An 11,677-nucleotide genomic window follows, 5' to 3' on the forward strand; every position below is an offset into this window, starting at 1 on the left:
CGTGCTCCACCAAGATATCCGGTACCCCCAAACGCAGTACCGGCACCAGAATATCCGCCTCCTGCAGTGCCTCAAGTACCGCCGAGCCAAAGCCCCCCATCAGGCAGCCCTCCTCCAGTGTGACCACGCGGCCAATTTGTTTTGCCAAGGGCAGAATCAACGCCGTATCCAAGGGCTTGGCAAAGCGAGCATTGATCACGGCAGCACCCAGGCCGTGTTCCTTGAGGATTTCCGCCACCTGCATCGCCGGATAGACCATTGAGCCGTAGGCCACTAGGAGAAGATCTTCACCAGAGCGCAAAAGCTCTCCTTTGCCAATTTCAAGGGGTTCCCAGCCTTCCTCCATGAGGGCGACACCATAGCCATTGCCGCGGGGATAGCGCAGGGCGATCGGTCCATCGGTGTAGTTAATGCCTGTTACAATCATCCGTTGCAGTTCCGCCTCATCCTTGGGTGCCATCAGCACCATATTGGGTAGGCAGCGCAAATAGGCAATGTCATACATCCCTTGGTGGGTAGGGCCATCGGCACCGACAATCCCCGCCCGATCCATACAGAAGAAAACCGGTAGCTTTTGGATGCAGACATCATGGACAATTTGGTCATAGGCGCGCTGGAGGAATGTGGAGTAAATTGCCGCTACGGGGCGCATTCCCTGGGTGGCCATCCCCGCCGCCATTGTTACCGCATGCTGCTCGGCAATCCCGACATCAATGTACTGTTTTGGCACCCGTTTTTGGAGAATATCTAGGCCTGTGCCCGTGGCCATCGCCGCTGTAATGCCCACAATGCGCGGATCATTTTCTGCCAGCTTCGTCAGGGTTTCGCCAAAGACCTTGGAGTAGCTGGGGGGCTTGGGTTTACTAGAGGGTTTGGCCTTGCCAGTGACCAGATCAAAGGGATTTTGGGCATGGTAGCCCACTTGGTCTTTCTCGGCGATTGCATAGCCTTTGCCCTTCACGGTTGCAACATGGACGAGTACCGGGCCAGGAATGGTGTGGGCATGCTGGAATGTGGCAATCAGCTCCTCTAAATTATGGCCATCCACAGGGCCTACATAGGTAAAGCCTAATTCCTCAAAGACAGCGCCCACCTTAGGAACCGCAAGGCGCTTCATCCCCTCCTTGATGCGCTGCATCTCCGGGGTCAGGTTTTCACCAAAGAAGGGGATATGCTTGAACTGCTCTTCGAGATTATCGGTAATAAATTGCACCTGCGGTGAGAGGCGGATTTTATTCAGATAGCGGGGAATCGCCCCCACATTGGGGGAAATAGACATTTCATTGTCGTTGAGCACCACCATCAGGTTGGTGTGGGGCAGGTGGCCGGCATGATTAATGGCCTCTAGGGCCATGCCCCCCGTCAGGGCGCCATCGCCAATAATGGCCACTACCTTGAAGTTTTCCCCCTTGAGATCGCGGGCGATCGCCATCCCCAAAGCTGCCGAAATACTCGTGGAGGCATGCCCAGCCCCAAAGTGATCAAAGGGACTTTCCCGCCGGTTTAAGTAACCAGCAATCCCCCCTTTTTGGCGCAGGGTGTGGAAATTGTTGTAGCGACCGGTCAACATTTTGTGGGGATAGGCTTGGTGCCCCACATCCCAGACCACGCGATCCTTATTTAAATCAAGGGTTTGGTAGAGTGCGAGGGTGAGTTCAACAACGCCCAAGCCGGGACCAAGGTGGCCGCCGGTCGCCGCCACAGTTTCTAGATGCTTGTCGCGAATTTGGGCGGCAATTTGAGTCAATTGGGCAATGGACAACCCATGCAACTGGTTGGGATGGGTAAGTTCACTTAGGTGCATAAAAACCCGACCTCGCAAGATACCTAGGAGCGATAGCCTACCGCTGACCACAGAAAAACTATCTGTTGACTGATTCTAGCAAAGTCCCCCGCTGAAGTTGGGGATTATTTCGCCCCTAGACGCGGTGAAAAGCCGCAATAATCACGAAACAGTTAATCATAAATTTCTAACGCTGTTTCATAGATTGTGCTCAATTATTGTGCTCAATTTACGAATTTCTGCCGTCGATTCATTGGTGTAATTTTCCACCAACCAAATCACCCATTGGTAAAACCGTTCCCGCCGCCACTGTTGCCAATAGTTGGCGAGAATTCCCCGCGCGAGATCCGTTTCCAACCGCTTGGGGTAACCGTAGCTTGTGGCCAAGTCTTGGAGACCTCCCAGCAAGCGTTGGCTCATCGCACTGAGGTGACTCAGGGACATCTGCATTGGGCGGCTCCCTCGAAGGAGGCATTTATTTCAAAGGAACCGGGCTTGACCGTTTCAGCAATCAAGCGACCCTCGCTGTCGGTGTGACGCTCACACCACCGTAGAGCACTGTCGTCAAGGGATAGCTCTTACAGGCCAAATACACCCGAAATTTACCCCCTAAAAATCCACCTCTTTGGGACTGAGGTGAATATCAAGGTCAAGGAGGAGTTGGCCAAACGTGCGTTGGTCGGTGGCACTGGTAGTCGGGGAGTCGGTCATTGCCCGTTCTATTACAGGTGGTCAAAAAATTATCCTGTGCTGTCTTTTGGGTTATGCGCCTGATCTAAAGCATGCCCCCGACTTTCTCCTATGCCCTCAGCACAGTATCCTCAAAGGTGATTAGCTCATCGCGATGTCCCTCTAGGGTGACTTGGGTTCCGATCCCATGGGGTTGCAACGAGAGTTTGACAGTTTCGAGCCGCTGGGCACCGCGCCAGTAGAACCAGGGGGCAATGGGGGTGAGGCCAACGAGACCAAAGGCCAAAATACCGCCGTTGGGAAAGAGCACCATCAACACTAAGGCAATGGCTGTGGTAGTGGCAACAGCTAGGGCAAAGAGGAATGCAGCCATCCAGGGACTGGCGGCAACCTGTCCCTGAAAGGTCACTTCAGCGCCATCGGCACTGACGGCGTGGAGCCGGTAGCCCCGCTGCTGGAAATAGTGCTTGAGCTGGGGAGCAAGTTTAGCAAGGGGTTGGGCAATGAACCATTCTTTGGTTTCAATGCGTTCTTTGGTGGAGGCACGAATAAAAAATACAAACCCAATGGCCAAGAGGCTCGTGAGCAGGAGGGTGGAAGGGTAAATTAAGTCGCTGGACATGGCGTTTTTCAGGGGGCTTGATGGGCTATCTATCCCCATTCTCAAGCATCTATTGGGGTCTGCAAAGAGATCTTGCACTGCGATCGCCACCCTCAGTTCTGCGGAATACTAAACCCTAGCCATTGTTGTTGTCTTGCTTCGATAATGCGTTCGCAAGCTTTTCTCCGTGATCTTCGGGCACCCCGCTGCCGTTGGAGGGGGCTGCGCTCAGAAACGGCTTTTGCCCTGCTGCTACTGACCAGTGACCTCGGGGGGCTGGTGTTGGCTTGGAAATTGGGCTTACAACTCAATCGCTTCTATGCGCCCTTGCCCCCTGATTTGGCAGGGTGGTATTGGTGGGGATTGCCCAGTGTCTTTTGGCTGTTTGCAGCGGGTCTGTTGTTTTTGATTGCTGTGAGTGGGCTGTATCATCCGCGCGGCCATTGGAAAAATTATTTGCGCCTCGCCAAGGTATTGAGCTTGGGCTACCTGTTGGCGCTGGCGATCGCCTACTTCTATGACCCCAAAGTGGATTTGCCGCGCTCACTGTTTTTTAGTGCTTGGGGCCTAAGTGTCGTGTTGGCCGTGATCTTGCGCCTAGGGGTAAGTTTGGGCTTCAAAATGTTCACCCTGCGGCGCCCCATACGGGCGTTTCTGGTGGCCCCCCCAGAGCGGCAGGAGTATCTGAGCGCCCTGCTGGAACAACGCGCCAACTACAAAATTGTCGGCAGTGCGATCGCTGCTATGGCCAACGAACCGCAAACCTTGACGGAGATTCTCAACTGCCAAGCCCAAGAGGTGATCGTAGAAGGCCTCCCCCCCGCCCACCTCGCCTCAGCACTCTATTGGCAACTGCGCCAAGAGGGCATTTCCCTACGGTTGATCTCCTCCAGCTTGGAAATGCTTTACCGACGGGGCGCCCCGGAAATTGTGGCGGCTTTGCCCACCCTGCGGGTAGATATGACCTATCTCAATGGCTGGGAGTATCGGCTGAAACGCTATTTGGACGTGATTTTGGCCCTCATTGGCCTTGTGGTCCTGGCGCCCCTATTTGTCGTGGTGGCGATCGCCATCAAACTCACCTCCCCAGGTCCTATCTTTTTTCGCCAAGAGCGAGTGGGACTCCATGGACAAGTCTTTCAGATGTGGAAATTTCGCACCATGCGTGCCGATGCACCGCAACTCCAAGCCCATTTGGAGGCACAAAACGAATCCGCCGATGGCATTCTCTTCAAGGTAAAAAACGACCCCCGCCGCACCCGCCTCGGCAGTTTTCTGCGCAAAACCAGCATTGATGAGCTGCCCCAACTGTTGAACGTCCTCTGGGGAGATATGAGCTTAGTGGGACCCCGTCCCCTACCCCTGCGGGATGTTGCCCGTTTCCATTCCTGGCATCATATTCGCCATCAGGTGATGCCCGGCATTACAGGGCTGTGGCAAATTTCTGGCCGCTCTCGGATTAGCAATTTTGATGAAGCGGCACGCCTTGACCTTTACTACATTGACAACTGGTCCCTGAATCTGGATTTAGAAATTCTTGTGGAGACTCTGCGTATTGTGCTCTTCGGTACTGGGGCGTACTAGAGGCGGTAAAGATTGTCTCGCTAATAATTTTTCCACCTGCAGCGCCGAGAGGGGGCGGGCAAAGAAATAACCTTGGCCATAGTTGCACCCTAGGGCTTGCAGGACACGACACTGTTCGCGGGTTTCGATGCCCTCCGCCACCACCTTTAGCCCCAAAGAATGTGCCAGCATAAGAATGGTATGCACAATTGTTGCCGAAGATTCCTCACAATTGAGGCCAGAAATGAACGTGCGATCAATTTTAAGGGTGTCAATGGGAAAGCGGTGCAAATAGCTCATGGAAGAATAGCCTGTGCCAAAATCATCCATGTACACGGGGATGCCCATGGCCCGAATTTCCTCAAGGGTGGCGATCGCCACCTCCTTGTTATCAATGAGAATCCCTTCAGTGACCTCAAGGCAGAGTCGCTGTGCTGGAAATCCCGTTTCCGCCAAAATAGACCTTAACTTGGGCAGCAGATCCGCCTGTTGAAAATGACGTCCACTGAGGTTGACACTAATCCTGAGTCCACGACTGCGGGGAAAGACCACTGCCCAGCGCTGCATTTGGCGGCAAGCCTCTGCCATGACCCACCAACTGATGGGTAGGATCAACCCCATCTCTTCGGCCACCGCCATGAATTCGCCAGGGGAAATGATGCCCCGTTCGGGATGTTGCCAACGCAGCAGCGCTTCAAAACCCACAATCTTGAGCGTTGATAGATCAACAATCGGCTGATAGTACACCAAAAATTCCTCACGCTCTGCCGCCTGTCGCAGCTCCGTTTCCATTTTCATGAGGGCTATCGTCTGGGCACGCATCGTCATACTAAAGACCTCGTAGCGAGCCTTGCCAAGGGATTTGGCGCGGTACATAGCAGTATCGGCATCCCGCAGTAGGTCCTCAGGGGTCTGACTGTCCTCGCTCGGAAAGGCAATGCCAATACTGCCACTGGTAAAGATTTCACGGCCTTCCAGCAGAAAGGGACGGCCCAGGGTGTTCAAAATTCGTTCTGCTACTTTCATCGCCTGGGCTGGATCAGTGAGGTCTTCTAGCAGAATCGCAAATTCGTCGCCACTAAGGCGGGCGACCGTATCCTCAGGGCGAGTACAAGCCCTCAGTCGCTGGCCAATGCCAATCAGGAGTTGATCCCCAGCTAAGTGCCCTAGGCTATCGTTGATCACCTTAAAGCGATCCACATCTAAAAACAGCACCGCAAAGAGGGAGTTAGGACGCCGCTGGCGGCGAGCAATGGCTTGGCTCAGATGGTCTACAAAGAGAACGCGGTTGGCCAGACCCGTCATGGCATCGTGGAGGGCATCGTGAAGAATTTGCTCCTGAATTAGGTGGTACTCCGTGACATCGGTCATGGAACCTCCCATGCGGTAGGGCTGACCCTTCTCGTTGCGCAGGGCTTTTCCCCGCGATCGCATCCAGCGGTAACTGCCGTCGCGATGCCTTATCCGAAATTCACAATCAAAGTAAGGACGGGTGCCGAAGAGGTGCTCCTTTATGTTCAGGCGCAACTGCTCTAGGTCATCGGGGTGGACTCGCCGCCACCATTCCTCGATGGTGGGTTGGAGGGTACCGGCAGGCTCCCCAATCAGCAGCTCCCAGCGGGGAGAATAGTACACGGAGCGATTGCTAATGTGCCAATCCCAGAGGCCATCATTGGCCGCTTCAGCCGCCAGAGCATAGCGTTCCTCACTAATTCGCAGGGCCAGTTCTGAACGTTTGCGCTCCGTAATGTCAGTGAGGTAGCAGCGAATTAATTGGCTCTCCCGCAGCATATGGATCGTCACTTCGTAGGTGCGATCGCCAACATTGATTTCCTCGACGGCAAATCGCTTTTCCTGCAACGACCAGCTTTTGAGGCGCGATAGCAGCGGATGTTGCCCATCCAGTTCTCCTAGATCGGGAAATTCCTGAATCGCCGCTGGATTGAGGTAGGTGAGTTGACCATTGGCAGCCAGTTCAATAATGGGATAGGGACTTAACTCTGGAAACGAGGATAACCGCAGCAGTTGAATTTCCGTCACCTCTGACATTTCACTGCTGCTGAAGGCAGTTCCCCAGGAGGCCACCGCTTGATCTGGAAGGCTACATCTTTCGAGGGCGCGCGTGTAGCGATCGAGCCCTGAGTCAGAAATGTCAGCGATCACGTGGTAGCGGGCGCGCACATCACCCCCAAAGACAATTACATCTCCATGCTGAAGAATGTGGGACTGGCAGGGCTTGCCATTGACAGTCAGACCATTGACACTGCGCCTTCCTTGGAGGTCACCATCAATGAGGCGAAAGAAAAAGTTACCGCTGCTAGAATCCAACATCCGTAGCAAAACCGCGTGCTGACGGGAAATCATTGGCGACTTAAGCACAATCCTATTGCTGGGGTGCCGCCCAATGGTATAGGTGCCAGCTTCCAAGTGAATGGTACGCCGGCCTTCGCGATCCTGAATGACAAGGAGATGGCGCCATCTCTGCGGCAGATCAGACTTCACATCAATGGCCTCGGCAAGGAGTACTTGAGGGAATCGTTTTTGCTTAAAGCTTACCAAATCCCACCCGTTTTGGTAGCAGACAGAATACTGCGATTCCTATTCTAGGGGTTGAAGTTTGATCCTGTTTCCAGAAAATTTCCCTGACTCTGATGCAATCTTTTCTTGACACTGCCTAGAATGAGTTAACCATTCTTTAAATTCTTAGAGTCATTTTTGCTGACTGTTATTGATACTGAGTGAGCTTCACTCAATTATCTTGTTCTTAGCCGCTGCTGATTCCCATGATGGCTGTCTGTCTACAACTGTGCCGCTCATTTGGGCGATCGCTCTGTCTTGGTGTTTTATCTGCGCTGCTGCTATGGTTGATCCCACCCTCCCCGGCAATGGCCATGACCCCCAAGCACTACACCGAATTGACCTTTCCCCCATTACCAGAACTGCAAGTACCGGCCTATGAGCGCCGTCAGTTGAGCAATGGCATGGTGGTCTATCTCCTTGAGGATCACGAGTGGCCTCTAGTGCGGGGAACTGTGATCTTTCGGGCAGGTAGTCGCTGGGATCCACCGGCGCAGGTGGGTTTGGCAGAAATCAGCGGCGATCTAATTCGCACAGGGGGCACCCAAGCCCACCGGGCTGCTGCAATTGACGAATGGTTGGAGGATCGGGCGGCATCTATTGAATCCGGCGTCGGCAAAACTTTAGGACGGATTAATTTCAACAGTCTTAAGGAACACAGCGAGGCAGTACTGAACCTACTGGCGGAAATGCTCCAAGCCCCAGCAGTAGAACCAGAGCGCTTTGAATTGGCGATTCGGCGCCGCCAGGGAATTATTCAACGCCGTGATGATCAACCCAATGCCCAAGCAGAACGGGAATTTTACAAGCTGATTTATGGCCCTAAGAGTCCCTACGCCCGCACTCAAGAGCTAGAAACACTTGCCAACATTACCCCTGCCGATGTGCAGCAATTTTACCGGACCTATCTGGCTCCCTCCCGCTGCATTTTGGGGTTGGTGGGCGATTTTGATGCCTCGGAAATGGGCGATCGCCTGGCGGCAATTTTTGGCCCATGGCAGGATCCGCCGAACTTACCGCCCCTGCCTCCCTTGCCGCCAGTGACGGCTGATACCTCCCCAGCAACAGTGGTAATTCATCGGCCCCATCTCTCCCAAAGCTACATCTATACCGGCCAATTGGGGGGAACCCTCAAGGATCCAGATGTGTTTACCCTTTATGTCCTCAATGGAGTTCTCAATGGCTTTGGCGGGCGTCTTTTCAATGAAGTGCGATCGCGCCAAGGGTTGGCCTATAGTGTCTATGCCGCTTGGAGTCCGGAGTTTGACTATCCGGGGGTGTTTTATGGTGTCGGCCAAACCCAAACAGAGACCACAGCCAAGTTTCTCAGCGCCCTCCGCCAGGAAATTGAGCGATTGCAACAGGAACCGGTTGGCTCAGCAGAACTAAATTATGCCAAGGACAGCATTCTCAACTCATTTGTTTTTAATTTTCGCGATCGCCTGCAAATTCTAAATCGCCTCTTGCGCTACGAATACTATGATTTGCCGAAGGATTTTATCTTCCGCTATCAGCAAGCTGTCAAAGCAGCAACCGCGGCGGATCTGCAACGGGTGGCACAAACCCGCTTAAAGCCAGACCAATGGCGTACCCTAATTGTGGGCGATCGCGTCCCCTGTCCCACAACCAATTGCCAACAACGACAACACCCAGCCTAAGGGCGCAACCAACTTTGACATTCAGCATATGGTGCAGGTGCGTCAAGTGAAGCAATCATCACTAGACTATCGATACAGACCTTTCTGAAATTTTATGACCAGACCGACTGCACCCTCCTCGGATACCTTGCCCCCCCGCATCTGGAGCAACCGACTCACCGTGGCAGCCCTCCTGGTGGCAGTGGTTAATCGCGGCCTTGAGTGGAACCGTCGAAATCGAGAAACAGATCGCTTGGCACAAGCAGAGCCTTAAAGAAAAGAATTACAGAAGAGCAACGAAGAATGATTGAAGAACATGGCAGAGGCAGAACGAGCAGCTTGCCGAGCTAGAATCGAAGCTAAACGCCATCTTGCACTCCTAAACTTTTTGGTTGACGCCTCGCCCCCCAATCAAGAGGTGCTGATGCCGGTGATTGCCCTACTGGCTCAGTAGCGGGCAAGCCTTTAGGAGAGGGGAATTCTGAAGGATTAAGAACTTAGGTTTACCTCAATGATTGGTGGCCGATCTGCTGCTGTGGAAGCAGGAAAATTGATGAGAACCCCCACAGGAATCTTCAGGGTCGCCATGTACTTCCTGACTTGCTTGACTTCCTTATCGCCAATATTCTGAACAGCTTTGAGTTCAACCACAACAACCCCTTGGCCATTGTCACGGACAATGAGATCGGGAATAGCTTCCCCTACAAAATAACCGTGAAAGAAAATCGGTACCTTGCGTTGTTCTTCGTACTCAATTTGCCGTTCCCGCAGGGCAACCTCAAAAGCTTTTTGGTAGATCGCCTCGCTAAAACCACTTCCTAATTCTTAAAAGATGTCTTGGGCAATCTCCTGAATTATCTGGAGCCAGTCCTTCATAGGGATGTAGCGTGCTGACGGTACCAAGAAATTGTACGTTCTAAGCCTTCTTTAAGGGAAACCTGGGCACGAAAACCAAAGGCCTCCTTTGCCCTAGTGGTATCGAGACAGCGCCGGGGTTGACCATTGGGCTTATCGGTTTGCCACTGAATTTGACCTTGAAACCCCATCAGTTCACAGATTAGAGCCACCAGATTTTGAATGGTGATCTCCTCACCGGTGCCAAGGTTAACAGGATCGGGATCATTGTAGGCTTGGGTAGCCATGACAATGCCGCGGGCAGCATCCTCCACATAAAGGAATTCACGGCTAGGAGTGCCATCGCCCCATACGGCAATCCGAGAATCCCCCTGTTGCTGGGCAGTATGCACTTTGCGAATCAAGGCAGGAATCACATGGGAACTCTCAGGATCAAAGTTATCTCCGGGGCCATAGAGGTTTACCGGCAGAAGATAAATACCATTAAAGCCATACTGCTGCCGATAGGCTTGCAGTTGCACGAGAAGGGCTTTCTTAGCAATGCCGTAGGGAGCGTTTGTTTCTTCGGGATAACCGTTCCAGAGATCACTTTCTTTGAAGGGAACGGGGGTAAATTTAGGATAGGCGCAAATCGTCCCCACACAGACGAATTTTTCCACGCCAGCGCGATGGGCACAGTCAATGAGTTGGGCCCCCATGATCAAATTGTCATAAAACAGCTCGGCGGGCTTGGCTTGATTGAGACCAATCCCTCCCACATGGGCAGCAAGGTGAATGACAATATCTTGGCCTTGAACCACAGCTTGACAAGCGGACAGTTGCCGTAGATCGTAGTCGCGCGATCGCACCACCGTAATTTGCTCAGGGACGGCGCCAGCTACCTGCAACTGTGCCACCACATGGCATCCCAAAAATCCTGCCCCTCCTGTAACGAGAATTCTTTTTTGACTCAAATCCATGGCTAGTCTGCCTTACTGATAAACTGTCGCTGCGCAATGAGGTCCAGCACGGTGTCGGAGCTGGTTTTGGGAGTGGTTCCTTGAATCCCCACGGCATGGAGATCCGCTTCCACCATCAGGGCCACCAGCTCAGGAAATGTAACCGAGGGCTGCCAACCCAATACTGTTTTTGCCTTAGTGGGATCTCCCAAGAGTAGATCCACCTCCGTGGGACGCAGATAGCGGGGGTCAAATTCCACGTAATCCTCCCAGTTCAGACCCACATACCCAAAGGCCAGCTCGAGAAATTCCCGCACAGAGTGGGTTTCCCCCGTGGCCACCACATAGTCATCGGGTTGCTCCTGTTGCAGCATCAGCCACATGGCACGCACATAGTCTTTGGCGTAGCCCCAGTCCCGTTTGGCGTCTAAGTTGCCCAAATAGAGCTTGTTTTGCTGGCCAGCCACAATGCGGGCAACGGCACGGGTAATTTTGCGGGTCACGAATGTTTCACCCCGCCGCGGGCTTTCGTGGTTAAAGAGAATGCCATTACAGGCAAAAAGGTGATAGGCCTCGCGATAATTGACCGTTTGCCAATGGGCATAGACCTTGGCACAGGCATAGGGACTGCGGGGATAAAAGGGCGTCGTTTCCCGCTGCGGTACCTCCTGCACCAGACCAAACATCTCCGAAGAACCCGCCTGGTAAAACTTCACCTGTTTGCCGGTGCGCTCTTGGTATTCGCGAATGGCCTCTAGGAGCCGCAGGGTTCCCATGGCAACAGTTTCAACGGTATATTGGGGGGCATCAAAGCTTACCCGCACGTGGGATTGTGCCCCCAGATTATAAATTTCATCAGGTTGGCTAAGTTCGATAATGCGCCGCAGGGTGCCGCCATCGGTGAGATCGCCATAGTGTAGGCGCAGAGTAGCCCCCTCTTGGTGGGGGTCAACGTAAATGTGGTCAATGCGATCAGTATTAAATGTGGAGGTGCGGCGAATAATGCCATGCACTTCATAGCCTTTCTCTAGGA

General features: G+C 53.2%; 9 protein-coding genes and 1 pseudogene. 3 read left to right on the forward strand and 7 right to left on the reverse strand.

Translation table 11 applies throughout. The features are described 5' to 3' along the window. The 3 genes from dxs to H8Q75_RS10725 form a co-directional block, all read right to left on the reverse strand. A partial coding sequence (gene dxs, locus H8Q75_RS10715; RefSeq protein WP_297041610.1) for a 1-deoxy-D-xylulose-5-phosphate synthase occupies positions 1 to 1,804 on the reverse strand: 1,804 nt, incomplete at its 3' end. A gap of 177 nt (positions 1,805 to 1,981) precedes the next feature. Beyond that, on the reverse strand, positions 1,982 to 2,233 hold the full coding sequence (locus H8Q75_RS10720) for a hypothetical protein (RefSeq protein WP_297041613.1): 252 nt from the start codon (positions 2,231 to 2,233) through the stop codon (positions 1,982 to 1,984). Positions 2,234 to 2,582: 349 nt separating this feature from the next. After that, entirely contained in the window at positions 2,583 to 3,095 is a 513-nt protein-coding gene (locus H8Q75_RS10725) for a cofactor assembly of complex C subunit B (RefSeq protein WP_297041615.1), read from the reverse strand. A gap of 144 nt (positions 3,096 to 3,239) precedes the next feature. Between H8Q75_RS10725 and H8Q75_RS10730 the strand changes: the two genes are divergently transcribed. Further along, a complete protein-coding gene (locus H8Q75_RS10730; RefSeq protein WP_297041617.1) occupies positions 3,240 to 4,658 on the forward strand; it encodes a sugar transferase in 1,419 nt (472 codons plus the stop codon). Here the strand turns inward: H8Q75_RS10730 and H8Q75_RS10735 are convergent. Continuing rightward, entirely contained in the window at positions 4,602 to 7,196 is a 2,595-nt protein-coding gene (locus H8Q75_RS10735; protein WP_297041620.1) for an EAL domain-containing protein, read from the reverse strand. The two genes, H8Q75_RS10730 and H8Q75_RS10735, sit on opposite strands and share 57 nt — an antisense overlap. A gap of 224 nt (positions 7,197 to 7,420) precedes the next feature. On the opposite strand from H8Q75_RS10735, the gene H8Q75_RS10740 reads away from it, so the two are divergent. Then, a complete protein-coding gene (locus H8Q75_RS10740) occupies positions 7,421 to 8,872 on the forward strand; it encodes a pitrilysin family protein (protein WP_297041623.1) in 1,452 nt (483 codons plus the stop codon). A gap of 94 nt (positions 8,873 to 8,966) precedes the next feature. After that, positions 8,967 to 9,125, forward strand: coding sequence for a hypothetical protein (locus H8Q75_RS10745; RefSeq protein ID WP_225871771.1), 159 nt, complete (start codon positions 8,967 to 8,969; stop codon positions 9,123 to 9,125). Positions 9,126 to 9,340: 215 nt separating this feature from the next. Here H8Q75_RS10745 and H8Q75_RS10750 read toward each other — a convergent pair. From H8Q75_RS10750 to gmd, 3 genes and pseudogenes are all read right to left on the reverse strand, one after another. Next, positions 9,341 to 9,664: pseudogene (locus H8Q75_RS10750) on the reverse strand (GxxExxY protein); the annotation flags it as partial. A gap of 59 nt (positions 9,665 to 9,723) precedes the next feature. After that, positions 9,724 to 10,665, reverse strand: a complete 942-nt coding sequence (locus tag H8Q75_RS10755; RefSeq protein ID WP_024124096.1) for a GDP-L-fucose synthase — start codon at positions 10,663 to 10,665, stop codon at positions 9,724 to 9,726. Positions 10,666 to 10,667: 2 nt separating this feature from the next. Further along, on the reverse strand, positions 10,668 to 11,677 hold a 1,010-nt coding region (gmd, locus tag H8Q75_RS10760), incomplete at its 5' end, for a GDP-mannose 4,6-dehydratase (RefSeq protein ID WP_297041628.1).

Source organism: Thermosynechococcus sp. OHK43, from assembly GCF_014466085.1.
Classification (GTDB): Bacteria; Cyanobacteriota; Cyanobacteriia; order Thermosynechococcales; family Thermosynechococcaceae; genus Thermosynechococcus.

What these genes read in the sequence shown, in the direction of transcription:
- H8Q75_RS10720 (WP_297041613.1), bottom strand. Translation starts at nt 2,233, where the DNA reads ATGCAGATGTCCCTGAGTCACCTCAGTGCGATGAGCCAACGCTTGCTG.
- H8Q75_RS10725 (WP_297041615.1), bottom strand. Translation starts at nt 3,095, where the DNA reads ATGTCCAGCGACTTAATTTACCCTTCCACCCTCCTGCTCACGAGCCTC.
- H8Q75_RS10730 (WP_297041617.1), top strand. Translation starts at nt 3,240, where the DNA reads ATGCGTTCGCAAGCTTTTCTCCGTGATCTTCGGGCACCCCGCTGCCGT.
- H8Q75_RS10740 (WP_297041623.1), top strand. Translation starts at nt 7,421, where the DNA reads ATGATGGCTGTCTGTCTACAACTGTGCCGCTCATTTGGGCGATCGCTC.
- H8Q75_RS10745 (WP_225871771.1), top strand. Translation starts at nt 8,967, where the DNA reads ATGACCAGACCGACTGCACCCTCCTCGGATACCTTGCCCCCCCGCATC.
- H8Q75_RS10755 (WP_024124096.1), bottom strand. Translation starts at nt 10,665, where the DNA reads ATGGATTTGAGTCAAAAAAGAATTCTCGTTACAGGAGGGGCAGGATTT.